Origin of the sequence: Citrobacter sp. TBCS-15 (assembly GCF_005280815.1) — a bacterium.
Classification (GTDB): Bacteria; Pseudomonadota; Gammaproteobacteria; order Enterobacterales; family Enterobacteriaceae; genus Citrobacter; species Citrobacter werkmanii.
The window spans coordinates 91,326-110,321 of sequence record NZ_SZWK01000251.1 but is presented as its reverse complement, the minus strand read 5'-3'; the positions used below and the strand labels follow the sequence as shown (position 1 = coordinate 110,321).

General features: G+C 53.8%; 11 protein-coding genes. 9 read left to right on the top strand and 2 right to left on the bottom strand.

What is annotated here, in order from left to right; all coding sequences use genetic code 11:
• The first annotated feature begins 15 nt into the window (after nucleotides 1–15).
• The 5 genes from glgB to glgP are packed head-to-tail and all read left to right on the top strand — an operon-like array spanning nucleotide 16 to nucleotide 9,385.
• Nucleotides 16–2,199, top strand: coding sequence for a 1,4-alpha-glucan branching enzyme (glgB, locus tag FDW96_RS13385; protein ID WP_137365817.1), 2,184 nt, complete (start codon nucleotides 16–18; stop codon nucleotides 2,197–2,199).
• On the top strand, nucleotides 2,199–4,175 hold the full coding sequence (glgX, locus tag FDW96_RS13380; RefSeq protein ID WP_137365816.1) for a glycogen debranching protein GlgX: 1,977 nt from the start codon (nucleotides 2,199–2,201) through the stop codon (nucleotides 4,173–4,175). Before glgB ends, glgX begins: the two co-directional genes overlap by 1 nt.
• 14 nt (nucleotides 4,176–4,189) lie before the next feature.
• Nucleotides 4,190–5,485 carry a glucose-1-phosphate adenylyltransferase gene (gene glgC / locus FDW96_RS13375; protein WP_042311877.1) on the top strand — a complete coding sequence of 432 codons (1,296 nt, stop codon included), beginning with the start codon at nucleotides 4,190–4,192 and terminating at the stop codon, nucleotides 5,483–5,485.
• Entirely contained in the window at nucleotides 5,485–6,918 is a 1,434-nt protein-coding gene (gene glgA, locus FDW96_RS13370) for a glycogen synthase GlgA (RefSeq protein WP_137365815.1), read from the top strand. The genes glgC and glgA overlap by 1 nt, the downstream gene beginning before the upstream one ends.
• A 19-nt stretch (nucleotides 6,919–6,937) precedes the next feature.
• Nucleotides 6,938–9,385 carry a glycogen phosphorylase gene (gene glgP, locus FDW96_RS13365; protein ID WP_137365814.1) on the top strand — a complete coding sequence of 816 codons (2,448 nt, stop codon included), beginning with the start codon at nucleotides 6,938–6,940 and terminating at the stop codon, nucleotides 9,383–9,385.
• 91 nt (nucleotides 9,386–9,476) lie between these two features.
• Here glgP and glpD read toward each other — a convergent pair whose 3' ends face one another.
• Nucleotides 9,477–10,985, bottom strand: coding sequence for a glycerol-3-phosphate dehydrogenase (glpD, locus tag FDW96_RS13360; RefSeq protein ID WP_137365813.1), 1,509 nt, complete (start codon nucleotides 10,983–10,985; stop codon nucleotides 9,477–9,479).
• Between the two features lie 202 nt (nucleotides 10,986–11,187).
• Between glpD and glpE the strand changes: the two genes are divergently transcribed.
• The 3 genes from glpE (at nucleotide 11,188) to FDW96_RS13345 (ending at nucleotide 13,227) form a co-directional block, all read left to right on the top strand.
• Nucleotides 11,188–11,514: a thiosulfate sulfurtransferase GlpE gene (glpE, locus tag FDW96_RS13355; RefSeq protein ID WP_042311890.1), complete on the top strand. Its 327-nt coding sequence runs from the start codon at nucleotides 11,188–11,190 to the stop codon at nucleotides 11,512–11,514.
• Between the two features lie 75 nt (nucleotides 11,515–11,589).
• The gene (gene glpG, locus FDW96_RS13350; RefSeq protein ID WP_042311892.1) at nucleotides 11,590–12,423 is read left to right on the top strand and encodes a rhomboid family intramembrane serine protease GlpG; all 834 of its coding nucleotides are present in this window, start codon (nucleotides 11,590–11,592) and stop codon (nucleotides 12,421–12,423) included.
• A 45-nt stretch (nucleotides 12,424–12,468) separates the two neighbouring features.
• Nucleotides 12,469–13,227 carry a DeoR/GlpR family transcriptional regulator gene (locus FDW96_RS13345; RefSeq protein WP_003023499.1) on the top strand — a complete coding sequence of 253 codons (759 nt, stop codon included), beginning with the start codon at nucleotides 12,469–12,471 and terminating at the stop codon, nucleotides 13,225–13,227.
• Nucleotides 13,228–13,264: 37 nt separating this feature from the next.
• Here FDW96_RS13345 and malT read toward each other — a convergent pair whose 3' ends face one another.
• A complete protein-coding gene (gene malT, locus FDW96_RS13340; RefSeq protein ID WP_137365812.1) occupies nucleotides 13,265–15,970 on the bottom strand; it encodes an HTH-type transcriptional regulator MalT in 2,706 nt (901 codons plus the stop codon).
• 630 nt (nucleotides 15,971–16,600) lie between these two features.
• Here malT and malP point away from each other — a divergent pair.
• On the top strand, nucleotides 16,601–18,994 hold the full coding sequence (malP, locus tag FDW96_RS13335) for a maltodextrin phosphorylase (protein ID WP_042311896.1): 2,394 nt from the start codon (nucleotides 16,601–16,603) through the stop codon (nucleotides 18,992–18,994).
• Nucleotides 18,995–18,996: the final 2 nt, after the last annotated feature.

The window sequence follows — 18,996 nt, the reverse complement described above, 5'->3', positions numbered from 1 at the left end:
AACAGGATGACAACCATGTCCGTTCGTATCGATAGAGACGTGATTAATGCGCTAATTGCAGGCCATTTTGCGGATCCTTTTTCCGTACTCGGTATGCATCAAACTGACGCGGGACTTGAAGTCCGCGCCTTACTTCCAGACGCCACAGAAGTGTGGGTGATCGAACCCAAAACCGGACGTAAAGTCGGCAAGCTGGACTGCCTCGACTCTCGCGGTTTTTTCTGTGCTGTACTTCCCCGCCGTAAAAATTTCTTTCGTTATCAGTTAGCCGTTGTCTGGCATGGCCAGCAGAATCTGATTGATGACCCTTATCGTTTCGGTCCGCTAATCCAGGATATGGATGCCTGGCTGTTATCTGAAGGTACGCACCTGCGTCCTTACGAAACGCTGGGCGCGCATGCGGATACCATGGATGGCGTAACCGGTACGCGTTTCTCAGTCTGGGCGCCCAACGCCCAACGTGTTTCAGTGGTCGGGCAGTTCAACTACTGGGATGGCCGTCGTCATCCGATGCGTCTGCGTAAAGAGAGCGGTATCTGGGAGCTGTTTATCCCCGGCGCACAGCATGGTCAGCTGTATAAGTACGAGATGATCGATGCTAACGGTAAGTTGCGCATTAAAGCTGACCCTTACGCCTTCGAAGCGCAGATGCGCCCGGAAACCGCGTCGCTTATCTGCGGCCTGCCCGAAAAAGTGGTGCAAAGCGAGGAGCGCAAAAAAGCCAACCAGTTTGATGCGCCGATCTCTATCTACGAGGTGCACCTGGGTTCATGGCGTCGTCATACTGATAACAACTTCTGGCTGAGCTACCGCGAACTGGCGGATCAACTGATTCCTTACGCCAAGTGGATGGGCTTTACTCATCTCGAGCTGTTGCCGATTAACGAGCATCCGTTCGACGGCAGTTGGGGCTACCAGCCTACCGGCATGTATGCGCCGACCCGTCGTTTCGGGACGCGTGATGATTTCCGCTATTTTGTGAATGCCGCGCATCAGGCGGGGCTGAACGTCATTCTGGACTGGGTTCCGGGCCATTTCCCGTCAGATGATTTTGGTCTGGCAGAGTTTGATGGCACCAGGTTGTATGAGCACAGTGACCCGCGTGAAGGGTATCACCAGGACTGGAATACGCTGATCTACAACTACGGTCGCCGTGAGGTCAGCAACTATCTGGTGGGTAACGCCCTGTACTGGATAGAACGTTTTGGTATTGACGCGCTGCGCGTGGATGCCGTGGCGTCGATGATTTATCGCGACTACAGCCGTAAAGAAGGGGAATGGGTCCCGAACGAATTTGGTGGTCGTGAGAACCTCGAAGCGATTGAATTTTTACGCAATACCAACCGTATTCTTGGCGAGCAGGTGCCTGGCGCCGTGAGCATGGCGGAAGAGTCAACCGACTTTGCCGGCGTATCAAGACCGCAGGACATGGGCGGTTTAGGGTTCTGGTATAAGTGGAACCTCGGCTGGATGCACGACACGCTGGACTACATGAAACTGGATCCGGTTTATCGTCAGTATCATCACGACAAGCTGACCTTCGGCATGCTGTACAACTACACCGAAAACTTTGTTCTGCCGCTGTCGCACGATGAAGTGGTGCACGGTAAAAAATCCATTCTCGACCGCATGCCGGGAGACACATGGCAGAAGTTTGCCAACCTGCGCGCTTACTACGGCTGGATGTGGGCTTTCCCGGGTAAGAAACTGCTGTTTATGGGCAACGAGTTTGCTCAGGGACGTGAATGGAATCACGACGTCAGTCTGGACTGGCACTTACTGGAAGGCGGCGATAACTGGCACCACGGGGTGCAACGTCTGGTACGTGACCTGAACCATACCTACCGCCATCACAAGGCGCTGCATGAACTCGACTTTGACACCTATGGTTTTGAATGGCTGGTGGTTGACGATAAAGAACGTTCGGTGCTGATTTTTGTTCGTCGTGACAAAGCCGGAAACGAAATTATCGTTATCAGCAATTTTACGCCAGTACCTCGCCACGGCTATCGCTTCGGTATCAATCAGCCGGGCAAATGGCGTGAAATCCTCAATACCGATTCGATGCATTACCACGGTAGCAATACCGGCAACGGCGGCGCGGTACATAGCGATGAAATCGCCAGTCATGGCCGCCAGCACTCACTGAGCCTGACGTTGCCGCCGTTGGCGACGATCTGGCTGGTTCGGGAGGGGTAATGACGCATCTGGCAACCGGCAACGCCACCCCGCATGGTGCAACGTATGACGGCCATGGCGTTAATTTCACGCTTTTCTCGGCCCACGCCGAGCGCGTTGAATTATGTGTATTCGATGAGCAAGGCTGTGAACTCCGCTACGACCTGCCGGGACGTAGCGGCGATGTCTGGCACGGTTATCTGGCCAACGCCCGTCCGGGCCTGCGCTATGGCTATCGCGTACATGGTCCGTGGCAACCAGAGCAGGGCCACCGGTTTAACCCGGCGAAACTGCTGCTCGATCCTTATGCGCGCCGGGTGGATGGCGAGTTAAAAGATAACCCGCTGCTGCACGGCGGGCTAAATGAACCTGATCATCATGATAATGCCGCCATCGCGCTGAAGGGCGTGGTGGTATCTGACCATTATGACTGGGAAGACGATGCCGCGCCGCGCACGCCGTGGGGCAATACCGTGATTTACGAAGCGCATGTGAAAGGACTGACGTATCTGCATCCTGAGCTGCCGGAAGAACTTCGCGGGACCTATAAAGCGCTGGGTCATCCGGTAATGATCGACTATTTCAAGCACCTTGGCATTACTGCGCTTGAGCTGCTACCGGTGGCGCATTTCGCCAGCGAACCGCGTCTTCAGCGGCTGGGCTTGTCGAACTACTGGGGCTACAACCCGGTCGCTATGTTCGCGTTGCATCCGGCTTACGCCTGCTCGCCGGAGAGCGCGTTGGATGAGTTCCGTGATGCGGTGAAAGCGTTACACAAAGCGGGGATTGAGGTCATTCTCGACATCGTTTTGAACCACAGCGCCGAGCTGGATCTCGAAGGCCCCGTCTTCTCGCTGCGCGGAATTGATAACCGTAGCTATTATTGGATCAGGGATGATGGCGATTACTACAACTGGACCGGTTGTGGGAACACCCTCAATCTGAGCCATCCCGGCGTTGTGGAGTACGCGTGTGAATGCCTGCGTTACTGGGTTGAAACTTGCCACGTGGATGGTTTTCGTTTTGATTTAGCGTCCGTTATGGGGCGTACGCCTACGTTTCGTCAGGATGCGCCGTTGTTTACTGCAATCAAAAACTGTCCGCTACTCTCACGCGTCAAACTGATTGCGGAACCGTGGGATATCGGTGAAGGCGGGTATCAGGTGGGGAACTTTCCACCGCCGTTTGCCGAGTGGAATGACCATTTTCGCGATGCGACGCGACGTTTCTGGCTCCAGCGTAATCTCTCTTTGGGAGAATTTGCCGGGCGTTTTGCCGCCTCCAGCGACGTGTTTAAACGCAATGGCCGCAAACCCAGCGCCACGGTCAATCTGGTGACAGCGCATGACGGTTTTACCCTACGTGACTGTGTGTGCTTCACAAATAAGCACAATGAAGCGAATGGTGAGGAAAATCGCGACGGCACTAGCAATAACTACAGTGATAATCATGGTAAAGAAGGGTTAGGCGGCACGCTGGACCTGATTGAACGGCGGCGCGACAGCATTCATGCGCTGTTGACCACGCTGTTGCTCTCACAGGGAACGCCGATGCTGCTGGCCGGTGACGAGCATGGTCATAGCCAGCACGGCAACAATAACGCTTACTGTCAGGATAACGCCCTGACCTGGCTGGACTGGCAGCAGGCAAACGGTGGGCTAACCACATTTACCGCCGCGTTGATTCATCTTCGTCAGCAAATTCCGGCATTAACAGGCGATTGCTGGTGGGAAGAAGGCGATGGCAATGTTCATTGGCTGAATAAGTACGCACAACCCTTAAGTGCGGATGAGTGGCAAAACGGCCCGAGGCAGATGCAAATCCTGCTTTCTGGCCGTTTCCTGATTGCAATTAACGCCACGCTTGAGGTGACAGATATCGTTTTACCTGAAGGGGAATGGCGAGCTATTCCCCCATTTGCCGGAGAGGACAATCCGGTGCTTACGGCTGTCTGGCAGGGACCTGCGCACGGACTGTGTGTGTTCCATAGAGGATAAAAAAGGAGTTAGTCATGGTGAGTTTAGAGAAGAACGATCGTGTTATGTTGGCGCGCCAGCTGCCATTAAAATCTGTTGCCCTGATCCTGGCCGGTGGCCGCGGTACCCGCCTGAAAGATTTGACCAACAAACGTGCCAAGCCGGCCGTGCACTTTGGCGGTAAATTCCGCATTATCGATTTTGCTTTATCCAACTGTATTAACTCCGGCATCCGCCGTATCGGCGTGATCACGCAATACCAGTCGCACACGCTGGTACAGCATATTCAGCGCGGCTGGTCGTTCTTTAGCGAAGAGATGAACGAGTTTGTCGACCTGCTGCCTGCCCAGCAGAGAATGCAGGGTGAAAACTGGTATCGCGGCACGGCGGATGCGGTAACTCAAAACCTGGACATCATTCGCCGTTACAAAGCGGAATATGTGGTGATCCTCGCAGGCGATCATATTTATAAGCAGGACTACTCGCGTATGCTGATCGACCACGTCGAGAAGGGCGCGCGTTGTACCGTGGCTTGTATGCCGGTGCCTATCGAAGAGGCCAGCGCGTTTGGCGTAATGGACGTGGACGACAGCGACAAAATTATCGAGTTTGTTGAAAAACCTGCTAACCCGCCAGCCATGCCAGGCGATCCGACCAAATCCCTTGCCAGTATGGGGATCTACGTTTTTAACGCCGACTACCTGTATGAATTGCTGGCGGAAGATGATCTCGATGAAAGCTCCAGTCACGATTTTGGTAAAGACATCATTCCAAAAATCACTGAAGCTGGCATGGCATATGCACATCCCTTCCCGTTGTCCTGCGTACAGTCTGACCCGGAATCCGAGCCGTACTGGCGCGATGTGGGAACGCTGGAAGCTTACTGGAAGGCCAACCTCGATCTGGCCTCAGTGACGCCTGAACTGGATATGTACGACCAGGACTGGCCAATCCGTACGCATATGGAATCTCTGCCGCCGGCGAAATTTGTGCAGGATCGTTCCGGTAGCCACGGAATGACGCTGAACTCGCTGGTTTCCGGCGGCTGTATCATTTCTGGTTCGGTGGTAGTGCAGTCCGTTCTGTTCCCGCGAGTGCGGGTGAATTCATTCTGTAACATTGATTCGGCAGTGTTGTTGCCTGAAGTATGGGTAGGACGTTCATGCCGTTTACGTCGCTGTATCATTGACCGCGCCTGCGTTATCCCTGAAGGCATGGTGATTGGTGAAAATGCGGAAGAGGATGCACGTCGCTTCTACCGCTCAGAAGAAGGCATTGTGCTGGTCACGCGTGAAATGCTGCGCAAACTGCAAATCAAACAGGAGCGATAATGCAGGTTTTACACGTATGTTCAGAGATGTTCCCCCTGCTAAAAACCGGGGGACTGGCGGATGTGCTTGGGGCGTTACCGGCCGCGCAAATTGCCGACGGTGTAGATGCCCGCGTGCTGCTCCCGGCGTTTCCGGATATCCGTCGCGGCATTCCTGATGCTCAGGTAGTGACGCGTCGCGATACCTTTGCAGGCAGAATCACGCTGCTGTTCGGGCATTACAACGGTGTCGGCATTTACCTCGTTGACGCGCCGCATCTCTACGACCGTCCTGGTAGCCCGTATCACGACACCAACCTGTTCGCTTATACCGATAACGTCCTGCGTTTTGCGTTACTCGGCTGGGCCGGATGTGAAATGGCCTGCGGGCTTGACCCATTCTGGCGCCCGGATGTGGTGCATGCGCACGACTGGCATGCCGGTCTGGCTCCGGCGTATCTGGCGGCGCGCGGCCATCCGGCGAAATCGGTGTTCACCGTACACAACCTGGCGTATCAAGGCATGTTTTATGCAAAGCATATGGATGACATCCAATTGCCATGGTCGTTCTTTAATGTGCACGGACTGGAGTTTAATGGGCAGATTTCGTTCCTGAAGGCCGGGTTGTACTACGCAGACCACATTACGGCGGTGAGTCCGACTTACGCTCGGGAGATTACCGAGCCGCAGTTTGCCTACGGCATGGAAGGTCTGTTGCAGCAGCGTCATCGGGAAGGACGGCTTTCCGGCGTGCTGAACGGCGTGGATGAAAAAATCTGGAGCCCGGAAACCGATCTGCTACTGGCCTCGCGCTATACGCGCGACACGCTGGACGAGAAGGCGGAGAACAAACGTCAGCTACAAATTGCGATGGGACTTAAGGTTAACGATAAAGTGCCGCTGTTTGCTGTCGTGAGCCGTCTGACCAGTCAGAAAGGGTTAGATCTGGTGTTGGAGGCTCTGCCGGGTCTGTTAGAGCAGGGTGGTCAACTGGCGCTGCTTGGCGCGGGCGACCCAGTATTACAGGAAGGCTTCCTGGCCGCTGCGGCGGAACATCCAGGACTGGTAGGGGTACAAATTGGTTATCACGAAGCCTTCTCGCACCGCATCATGGGCGGGGCTGACGTCATTCTGGTACCCAGCCGCTTTGAACCGTGCGGCTTAACGCAGTTGTATGGACTGAAGTATGGCACGCTGCCGCTGGTGCGGCGTACCGGTGGGCTGGCGGATACGGTCTCTGACAGTTCGCTGGAAAACCTGGCGGACGGTATCGCCAGTGGGTTTGTCTTTGAAGACAGTAATGCCTGGTCGCTGCTACGCGCGATCCGGCGTGCTTTCGTATTGTGGTCCCGGCCTTCGCTTTGGCGGTTTGTTCAACGCCAGGCCATGACCATGGATTTTAGCTGGCAAGTCGCGGCGAAGTCTTACCGCGAGCTTTACTACCGCTTGAAATAGATATCCAGGAATCACCTATATGAACGCTCCATTTACTTATGCATCGCCCACACTCAGCGTCGAGGCACTTAAGCATTCTATTGCCTACAAACTGATGTTCACGATTGGTAAGGACCCGGTCATTGCCAACAAACATGAGTGGCTGAACGCCACGTTATTCGCGGTGCGCGATCGTCTCGTGGAGCGCTGGCTGCGTTCTAACCGTGCGCAATTATCCCAGGAAACCCGTCAGGTTTATTATCTGTCAATGGAGTTTCTGATTGGGCGCACGCTTTCCAATGCGCTGTTATCGTTGGGGATTTACGACGATGTTAAAAGTGCGCTGGAAGGTATGGGATTAGATCTGGAAGATCTGATCGACGAAGAGAATGACCCCGGTCTCGGTAACGGTGGCCTCGGACGCCTGGCAGCCTGCTTCCTCGACTCACTGGCAACGCTGGGTCTGCCGGGACGTGGCTACGGTATCCGTTATGACTATGGCATGTTTAAACAGAACATTGTCGATGGTCGACAAAAAGAGTCCCCGGACTATTGGCTGGAATACGGTAACCCGTGGGAATTCAAACGCCACAACACGCGCTACAAAGTGCGCTTTGGCGGCCGCGTGCAGATGGAAGGCAAGAAAACGCGTTGGATTGAGACCGAAGAGATCCTCGCAGTGGCCTACGACCAGATTATCCCCGGTTATGACACTGACGCTACGAATACGCTGCGCCTGTGGAATGCCCAGGCCAGTAGCGAAATCAACCTCGGTAAATTTAACCAGGGCGACTACTTTGCGGCGGTGGAAGATAAAAACCACTCCGAGAACGTCTCCCGCGTACTGTATCCAGATGACTCTACCTATTCGGGACGCGAGCTGCGGTTGCGTCAGGAGTATTTCCTCGTCTCCTCAACGGTGCAGGACATCCTGAACCGTCATTATCAACTGCATAAAACCTACGACAACCTGGCCGATAAAATCGCCATTCACCTTAACGACACCCACCCGGTGCTGTCGATCCCAGAGCTGATGCGCCTGCTGATCGATGAACACAAATTCAGTTGGGACGATGCGTTTGAGGTGTGCTGTCAGGTCTTCTCATATACCAACCACACCTTGATGAGCGAAGCGCTGGAGACCTGGCCGGTGGATATGCTGGGCAAAATTCTGCCGCGCCATCTACAAATCATTTTTGAGATTAACGACTACTTCCTGAAGACGTTGCAGGAGCAGTATCCGAACGATACCGCTCTGCTGGGACGGACGTCGATTATCGATGAATCAAACGGTCGTCGTGTGCGTATGGCATGGCTGGCGGTGGTGGTGAGCCACAAGGTTAACGGTGTGTCTGAACTGCACTCCAACCTGATGGTGCAGTCGCTGTTTGCTGACTTTGCGAAGATTTTCCCGACCCGCTTCTGCAACGTGACCAACGGTGTGACGCCGCGTCGCTGGCTGGCGCTGGCGAACCCATCGCTTTCTGACGTACTAGATGAGAACATTGGCCGCACCTGGCGTACTGATCTCAGCCAGCTCAGCGAGCTTGAGCAGCACTGTGATTTCCCGTTAGTGAATCAGGCTGTGCGTCGTGCGAAGCTGGAGAACAAAAAGCGACTGGCAACGCTCATCGCCCAGCAGCTGAACGTGGTAGTGAACCCGAAATCGCTGTTTGATGTGCAGATCAAGCGTATTCACGAGTACAAACGTCAGCTAATGAATGTGCTGCATGTGATCACCCGCTACAACCGCATCAAAGCCGATCCAGACGCCGAGTGGGTGCCGCGCGTGAATATCTTCGCGGGTAAAGCGGCTTCAGCCTATTACATGGCGAAGCACATCATTCATTTGATCAACGATGTCGCGAAGGTGATCAACAACGATCCGCAGATTGGCGATAAATTGAAGGTCGTGTTTATCCCCAACTACAGCGTCAGTCTGGCGCAGGTGATTATTCCTGCCGCCGATCTGTCTGAGCAGATTTCGCTGGCCGGGACCGAAGCTTCTGGGACCAGTAATATGAAATTTGCGCTCAACGGTGCGCTGACCATCGGGACGCTGGATGGTGCCAACGTTGAGATGCTGGAGCATGTGGGAGCAGAGAATATCTTTATCTTTGGTAATACGGCAGAAGAGGTCGAGGCTTTACGTAGCCAGGGCTACAAGCCGCGTGAGTATTACGAGAAAGACGAAGAGCTGCATCAGGTATTGACGCAGATCGGCAGCGGCGTGTTCAGCCCTGAGGAGCCGGGACGCTACCGTGATTTGGTCGATTCATTGATCAACTTTGGCGACCACTATCAGGTGCTGGCGGATTATCGCAGCTATGTCGATTGCCAGGATAAGGTTGATGAGCTGTATCGCCATCCGGAAGAGTGGACCACGAAGTCGATGATAAACATCGCCAATATGGGGTACTTCTCATCGGACAGGACGATCAAAGAGTATGCCGAAAACATCTGGCATATTGATTCGGTGCGGTTGTAACACACGAGGCCGGGGGCGCTGCGCTTGCCCGGCCTACGTTTATGCACTTTTGAAGGCCGGATAAGGCGTTAGCCGCCATCCGGCATTTTTATCAGGAGGCCAGCGACAGCTGGTGCTTCTCGACATACTCCGTCAGCCACTGGGTCATGCGGGACTGCTGTTCAGCATTCAGCCACATGCCTTCTTTCGTACGACGCCACAGCGCATCTTCCGCGCGACGCACCCACTCGTGCTCAACCAGATACTTCAGCTCGGCCTCATAGAACTCATGGCCGAAGTCTTCGCCTAACTCGGCAATTGACGTGGCGTCGCCGATAATCCATTCAGTATTGCTGCCGTAGGTACGTGAATAATGGCGTGTCAGCGATTCGGTCAGGAACGGATAGCGACGGCGCAGTTTTGCTGCGTAATCTTCGCGATCGCCGCCAATATCACCGCCAGGCAGGATGCACTCTTTGGTCCATGCCGGGCCAATGCCCTGATAGTATGACGACAGTTTTTCCATCGCGTGCTCGGCCAGCTTACGATAGGTTGTCAGCTTACCGCCAAACACCGACAACAGCGGAGCTTTGCCGTTTTCGTCGTGGATATCCAGCGTGTAATCACGAGTAATAGCCTGCGGCGAGTCGGACTCGTCATCACATAGCGGACGCACGCCCGAGTAGGTCCAGACGATATCGTCACGGCCCAGTTGTTTCTTAAAGTGCGCGTTGTAGACCTTCAGCAGGTAATTGATTTCGCTCTCATCAATTTTCACTGCTTTCGGGTCGCCTTTGTATTCGACGTCAGTCGTCCCGATAATCGAGAATTCGTCCATCCATGGGATGACAAACACAATACGTTTATCTTCGTTTTGCAGAATATACGCTTGCTTCTGGGTATGTACGCGCGGCACCACGATGTGGCTACCTTTAATCAGGCGAATACCGTACGGCGACGGTAGATGCATGCCATCGTCGAAGAACTCTTTCACCCACGGTCCGGTGGCGTTGACCAGACCACGCGCCTGCCAGGTGTGCTTTTTACCGGTATCGATATCTTCGGCTTCAACAATCCACAAGCCGTTTTCACGGCGAGCGGAGGTGGCACGGGTGCGGGTTAATACTTCACCGCCTTTGCGTACGACCATTTGGGCGTTTGCCAAAACCAGACGCGCATCGTCTACCCAGCAGTCAGAATATTCGAAACCGCGCACAATCTCAGGTTTCATTACGGAATCCGCGCCAAAACGCAAACCGGTAGAACCCGGCAAACTGGTGCGTTTGCCCAGATGATCGTACATAAACAAACCAATACGGATCATCCATGCCGGACGCAGGTGCGGGCGATGGGGCAGACGGAAGCGCATAGGGAAGGCGATATGCGGTGCCATTTTCAACAGTACTTCACGTTCTGCCAGCGCCTCGCTCACCAGGCGGAATTCGTAGTGTTCCAGGTAGCGCAGGCCACCGTGGATGAGTTTGGAGCTGGCGGAGGAGGTGGCGCAGGCTAAATCCTGAGCTTCCAGCATCAGCACGGATAAACCGCGTCCAGCGGCATCTGCCGCGATACCGGCACCGTTAATGCCTCCACCTATCACAATCAGATCTTTGGTTTCCATGCTGGCCTCTCGCACTTTCGTTATAGCTCATTAATGTTCGTTATCGAACATAATAGCAAAGAATCGCGCCATTGGTAACATCGGATAAACAATTTACAGTGATACATATAACATTATGGCGTTTACCTGCTCAGGCAACGTACACTGGAGGGTAATATTGGTTACCTGCCAGAATATAAGTAGAACTTAACAAGAGAACGCCATGGATCAGTTTGAGTGTATTAATGTCGAAGAAGCCCATCAGAAACTACTGCACGGAATGGCGGTGCTCGTGGACATCCGCGATCCGCAAAGCTATGCGATGGGCCACGCGCCGCAGGCCTTTCATCTGACGAACGACACGTTGGGGACGTTTATGCGTGACCATGATTTTGATACTGCCGTAATGGTGATGTGTTACCACGGCAACAGCAGTAAAGGCGCGGCGCAATATCTTCTTCAGCAGGGCTATGACGCGGTTTACAGCGTTGACGGCGGCTTCGACGCCTGGCATCGACATTTTCCTGCAGAAGTGACATACGGTTCGTAAGCTAACAAAGATGCAGCCTGAAACGGACAGGATATATATACTGTCCTCTTTTGTGTGGAATAAGCGACAGCAATAATGTTGATGATTACCTCTTTTGCTAACCCCCGCGTGGCGCAGGCATTTGTTGATTATATGGCGACACAGGGCGTTATCCTGACGATTCAACAACATCAGCAAACGGATGTCTGGCTGGCGGATGAGTCCCAGGCTGAACGCGTGCGTGCTGAACTGGCGCGATTTCTCGATAACCCGGGCGATCCGCGTTACCTCGCGGCCAGTTGGCAGTCAGGTCATACTGACAGCGGTCTGCGCTATCAACGTTATCCGTTTCTGGCCACATTGCGCGAACGTGCCGGCCCGGTGACCTGGGCGGTAATGGCGGCGTGTGTGTTGGTGTTTATCGCGATGAATGTGCTGGGCGATCAGGCGGTAATGCTCTGGCTGGCCTGGCCGTTCGATCCTTCGCTGAAATTTGAGTTTTGGCGTTATTTCACCCACGCTTTTATGCACTTCTCGCTGATGCACATTTTGTTCAACCTGCTGTGGTGGTGGTATCTCGGCGGTGCGGTTGAAAAGCGCCTGGGCAGCGGAAAGCTGATTGTCATTACTGTGATCAGCGCCTTGCTGAGCGGTTATGTGCAGCAGAAATTTAGCGGCCCGTGGTTTGGCGGGCTGTCTGGCGTGGTATATGCGCTGATGGGCTACGTGTGGTTGCGCGGCGAGCGCGATCCGCAAAGCGGTATTTTCCTGCAGCGTGGTTTGATTATCTTTGCCTTGATCTGGATTGTTGCCGGCTGGTTTGATCTGTTCGGCATGTCGATGGCGAACGGCGCACATATCGCCGGGCTGGCCGTGGGTCTGGCAATGGCGTTTGCCGATACGATGAATGTGCGGAAACGAACTTTGTAGGCTGGATAAGCGTTAGCGCATCCGGCAAAATTCCAGGGAACAATAATGAAGCAAACACAACGACATGACGCGATCATTGAGCTGGTAAAAAAACAGGGATACGTCAGTACCGAGGAGCTGGTGGAGCATTTCTCCGTCAGTCCGCAGACGATTCGCCGGGATCTGAATGACCTGGCCGATCAAAATATGATTTTGCGTCACCACGGCGGCGCGGCGTTGCCATCCAGTTCGGTCAATACCCCATGGCATGACCGTAAAGCGACGCAGACGGCGGAAAAAGAGCGCATTGCGCGCAAAGTTGCCACGCAGATCCCTAACGGTTCAACGCTGTTTATTGATATCGGCACCACACCGGAAGCGGTGGCGCATGCGCTGCTTAATCACAGCAACTTACGCATCGTGACCAATAACCTCAATGTGGCAAACACGCTGATGGCGAAAGAGGATTTCCGCATTATTCTGGCCGGGGGCGAACTGCGTAGCCGTGACGGCGGCATTATGGGCGAAGCGACTCTCGACTTTATTTCCCAGTTCCGTCTGGACTTCGGCATCTTGGGGATCAGCGGCATCGACAGCGATGGCTCTCTGCTGGAGTTTGATTATCACGAAGTGCGCACCAAACGCGCGATCATTGAGAATTCACGTCATGTCATGCTGGTGGTGGATCACTCGAAGTTCGGACGTAACGCGATGGTGAATATGGGCAGTATCAGCATGGTGGATGCGGTGTATACCGACACGCTACCGCCAGCCGGTGTGATGCAGGTTATTGCCGACCACCATATTCAGTTAGAGCTGTGCTGAGATAATTGCCTGATAAGCGTAGCGCATCAGGCATTAACTATACCCCATAGCCCATCATCTTCAGCAGTTTCTGCGCATGTTGCACCGCATCCTGGCGGTGGGCGACGCCGAGCTTTTGGTACAAATTGCGGATGTGCGTCTTAATGGTCGTGGCTGCAACGGCCAGCTCACCGGCGATCTGCTCGTTGCTGTAACCTGAATAAATGAGTCCCAGAACCTGCCATTCGCGCTGGGTCAGCGGGCTGGTGCGGATAAGCTCCGGCACTTCCGGATGGGTAAGCAGTCGCTCAACGAATCCTTCATCAAAGTGGGCGAATTTGTGGCGGTGGTGCTGGTTAATCTCCCGCAAAACGCGCTGGGCGCGGTGCTGGTCGAGTTCTGGCAGCGTATTGAGCTGAATCAGTTGGCGCAACTGCTGCGCCATCGCCTCACCTTCGATAACAAAGTGGCTGATAAATCCGGTACGGTTCGCCAGTTGCAGCGCTTCGAGTAAGACGCGCTGCGCGTCATTTTTGCGTCCTGCCTGCCAGTACAACTGATTAAGCAGCAACAGGTTACGGTTCAGATCGCTCATCAGGCGCAGGTTACGCGCATTTTCATTTAACTCTTCCAGTACGATTTCCGCCGGTTCAAACTCACCCAGCAGGATCTGCGCGCGGGCGATGTTGCGCCACTGACTTTGCAGGAAGTGGTTATTAGCGAACTCCGGCTTCGGCGTGTGGCGCAGCCAGTTGGCGGCCGAGTTTTTGTCACCCACCATTTGCCAGTAAATCACCCGTACCTTATCGGCGTTCGAGATCCAGTCGCTATGATAACGACCATTGCCCAATAAGTTTTCCAAACGGTTGAGCAGGCTACGCGCGTTGTCTAAATCGCCCCGGGCCAGCGAACACTGAATCAGCAGCGCCAGGCACTGTAGCTGTTGCTGTGGCTGGAATGTGGAAAGTAACTCAATGCCCGCGCGGGCAGACGCTTCGGCTTCGTCCAGACGTGCCCATGCCCACAGGAGTTGCGCGCGAATGCGCACCAGGAACTCGTGCATCGGCAACTGTTCCAGGTGCTGCTCTTTGATCAGCTGGAACGCCTTTTCCTGCGTCTCCCAGGCCGCCTGTAAAAAACCCTGGGCAAATAAAATTTCGCTTTGCTGGATCAGACTCCACAGCGCGTAATGCCAGACATCATGATGGCGCGCCATTTGCTCGGTTTGCTGCATCAACGCCAGTGAACGTGTGAGATCGCCCTTACAATGCAGGACTTCACCATGCACCGAGGTGGCAACGATACGGCTATAGAACCAGGCGATAGGTAATTCATCCAGCGCCAGTTTTGCCAGACGTTCAGCTTCGTCAGGGTTTCCGTCGTTAATCGCTACCTGTGCCCGCAGCGCGTTAAATTCAGCGTACAGCGTCGGCTCCATGTCGCCTTTCATCTCTTGTTCTGCACGGGCCAGCAGGGTATTAACCTCGCTGTAGCGGTGCTGGCTTTGCATCAGCCAGGCTTGCAGCAGAACCAGACGCGGATTTTCCAGTAGGCTTTCCCACGGCAGGGCTTTCAGCGACTCTTCCAATAGCGCCAGTTCGCTGTGGTTAAACAGGCCCCACGCATGGTTAAGCAGGATATCGCGTAGCATGTGGGCATCGCCTGCCGCCAACGCGTGGTGGATAGCTTCGCTAGGGAAACCCTGCGCCATCCAGCTTTCTGCGGCGGCGCGGTGTATTTCAGGCAGCTCGCTCGCCAGTTCCCACTGGCAACGCTGGCGTAAAAAGCTGCCAAACAGTGGGTGATAACTGAACCACTCGCCGACGTCATCCATCCGCTGCAGAAATAACCCCTGACGCTCAATTTCCTCAAGTCGCATTTGCCCGTTTTCTTCGCCGGTGACCCGAACGATCAGCGCATCGTTCATCGAACGCAGGATGGCGCTTTTTAGCAGAAAGTGACGGGTGCCGAGGTCAACGCTGTCCAGCACTTCATCCACCAGGTAGTCGGATAAATGGCTGGCGTTGATTCCGGCGAGGCGTCGTGCCGACTGGTGCGCAGAGTTATTGTTCTGGCGAGCGGAAAGAGCAATCAGTTGTAACGCAGTAGCCCAGCCAGCAACGTCATCGCACATCCGGCTGCTTTCAGCTGCTTCAATAGGGGAGGATAAACGACGATCGAAAAATTGTTTCGCTTCCTGATGGTTAAAGGCCAGCTGTTGGCTGCCTATTTCCAGCAACTGATCGCGCACCCGCAGGTTGGCAATGCCCAACTGCGGCAGATTACGCGACAGAACGACCAGTGTGAGATTTTCAGGCTGGTGACGCAGGAAAAAGCGCATTGCCTCGTGAATGGCCGGATTGGAGATCAGGTGATAATCATCCACCACCAGATAAAGTGGACGATGCCACTCGGCCAGTTCAATAAATAGCTGCGCAAACAGTGAGGTCAGGCTGGCATACTGGCGTTTTTGCACCATCGCTTCGCTGGTGGTGCAATGTCCACCGGTCGCCTGCTGGATCGCGGCAATCAGATAGCTGGCAAAGCGCTCCTGCTGGTTATCGCCTTCATCCAGAGAGTACCAACCTAACTCGGTCTTCCCCGCCGCCCATTGTGAAACAAGCGTTGTTTTTCCATAACCAGCAGGACTTGTGATCAGGGCGAGCCTGAAATTGTTCGCGCCGGAAAGTTTAGCCAACAGGCGCTCACGAACCACCGTATGGTCGAGACGAACCGGACGACTTAATTTAGACGGAATCAACATAAGTTAGTCACTTCACTGTGTGAAAATGGGGAAGAATGATTTTTTTTGCGCTTCGTAATTAATAGATATAAGGTCGGCCAGATTGGTATTTTATGCAAGCTAAGCGGGCTTTTTGTGTGTCTGATTTTGCACTATGTCACAAATCTATACATCTATTGCAATAATTTCTTTAAAGAGTCGCAACAGGCGTGGTGACTGGATCCAGCGTGACTTTCACCCAGCGGAAAGATTCCACTTTTTTATGTTGTTACTGTATCGTTTAATAAAAAGACGATGAATTTTGTGCTCGACTTAAAACTTTCATGTGAAATAACTCAAGCAGAATGCGTATTTCAGGTGAGAAACTATTTCTCTGTTTACATATTTTTTCTAAATATCATCTTACTGTTTGATATTGTCTGGCTAATCTCTTTAGGTTAATGCGAAAACCGTGATGCATTTCAGGGGGATGCGGGGGAAACCTACGTATTGACCGGCAATGCCTCTCTTCTTTAAGTGGCGGCGATCACACTTTTATGCTCATCCCCGCCCCTCCTCCCTCCCTAATCCGTGCCAGGATGAGGAAGGTCAACAACGAGCCTGGCAAACTAGCGATAACGTTGTTTTATTACCTAAGGACCTGGAATCCCTATGTCACAGCCAACCTTCAACAAAGATCAATTTCAGGCAGCCCTGACGCGTCAGTGGCAGCATTTCGGTTTACTGTCGGCTCACGAAATGACGTCGCGCCAGTGGTGGCAGGCAGTGAGTGGGGCGTTGGCTGAGTTACTCAGCGCCCAGCCAGCGGTGAAACCGGCAAAAAATCAGCGCCATGTTAACTACATCTCGATGGAGTTTTTGATTGGTCGTCTGACCGGCAACAACTTACTCAATCTGGGCTGGTATCAGGGGGTGAGCGATGAGCTGAAAGCGCACGACATCAACCTGACCGATCTGCTGGAAGAAGAGATCGATCCGGCGTTAGGTAACGGTGGGTTGGGGCGCCTGGCGGCCTGCTTCCTTGATTCGATGGCGACGGTCGGCCAGTCGGCGACGGGCTATGGTCTCAACTACCAGTACGGCCTGTTCCGCCAGTCTTTTGCCGACGGTCAGCAGATGGAAGCCCCGGATGACTGGCATCGCGGTAGCTACCCGTGGTTCCGTCACAACGAGGCGTTGGACGTGCAGGTCGGCATTGGCGGTAAAGTCACCAAAGAGGGACGTTGGGAGCCTGGGTTTACCATCACCGGCCAGGCCTGGGATCTGCCGGTTCTCGGCTACCGTAACGGCGTGGCGCAACCGCTGCGTCTGTGGCAGGCCAGCCACGCGCATCCGTTTAACCTGACCAAATTTAATGACGGCGATTTCCTGCGTGCTGAGCAGCAGGGCATCGACGCCGAAAAACTGACCAAAGTGCTGTACCCGAACGATAACCACACCGCGGGTAAAAAGCTGCGCCTGATGCAGCAGTACTTCCAGTGCGCCTGCTCCGTAGCCGACATTTTGCGTCGTCATCATCTGGCCGGGCGTAAGCTGCACGAACTGGCTGATTACGAAGTGATTCAGCTTAATGATACTCACCCGACTATCGCGATCCCTGAGCTGTTGCGTGTGCTGATTGATGAGCACCAGATGAGCTGGGACGATGCGTGGGCCATTACCAGCAAAACCTTCGCTTACACCAACCATACCCTGATGCCGGAAGCGTTAGAGTGCTGGGATGAGAAGTTGGTGAAAGCGCTACTGCCGCGCCACATGCAAATCATCAAAGAGATTAATGACCGCTTTAAGAAACTGGTCGATAAAACCTGGCCGGGTAACGCTGAAGTGTGGGCGAAACTGGCGGTGGTGCATAATAAACAGGTACGTATGGCCAATATGTGTGTGGTCAGCGGTTTTGCGGTTAACGGCGTGGCGGCGCTGCACTCCGATCTGGTGGTGAAAGATCTATTCCCGGAATATCACCAGCTCTGGCCGAACAAATTTCATAACGTCACCAACGGGATTACTCCGCGTCGCTGGATTAAGCAGTGCAACCCGGCGCTTGCCGCACTGCTGGATAAATCGCTGAAAAAAGAGTGGGCCAACGATCTCGACCAGTTGATTAACCTGGAAAAATACGCCGACGACGCGAAGTTCCGTCAGACTTATCGTGACATTAAGCTGGCGAATAAAAAGCGCCTGGCAGAGTTTGTGAAGGTACGGACTGGTATCGAAATCAATCCGCAGGCAATCTTTGATATTCAGATCAAACGCCTGCATGAGTACAAGCGTCAGCATCTGAACTTGCTGCATATTCTGGCGCTGTATAAAGAAATTCGTGAAAACCCGCAGGCGGAACGCGTGCCGCGCGTATTCCTGTTTGGCGCAAAAGCCGCTCCGGGTTACTACCTGGCGAAAAATATTATCTTCGCTATCAACAAGGTGGCGGAAACCATCAATAACGACCCGAAAGTTGGCGACAAGCTGAAAGTTGTCTTCCTGCCGGATTATTGTGTCTCGGCGGCGGAAATGCTGATTCCGGCGGCGGATATCTCTGAGCAGATCTCAACCGCCGGGAAAGAAGCTTCCGGCACCGGTAATATGAAACTGGCGCTGAACGGCGCGTTAACTGTTGGTACGCTGGATGGTGCCAACGTCGAAATCGCCGAGAAGGTGGGTGACGAGAATATCTTTATCTTTGGTCATACCGTGGAAGAGGTGAAAGCGCTGAAAGCGAAAGGCTATGACCCGGTGAAATGGCGTAAGAAAGATAAGGTGCTGGATGCTGTTCTGAAAGAGTTGGAAAGCGGGAAATACAGCGACGGCGATAAACATGCCTTTGACCAGATGCTGCACAGTATTGGCAAGCAAGGCGGTGATCCGTATCTGGTCATGGCGGACTTCGCGGCCTACGTTGAAGCCCAGAAGCAGGTTGACGTGTTGTACCGTGACCAGGAAGCCTGGACCCGTGCGGCGATTCTGAATACCGCGCGTTGCGGCATGTTCAGTTCAGATCGCTCTATTCGCGATTATCAGGCTCGTATCTGGCAGGCGAAACGTTAAGG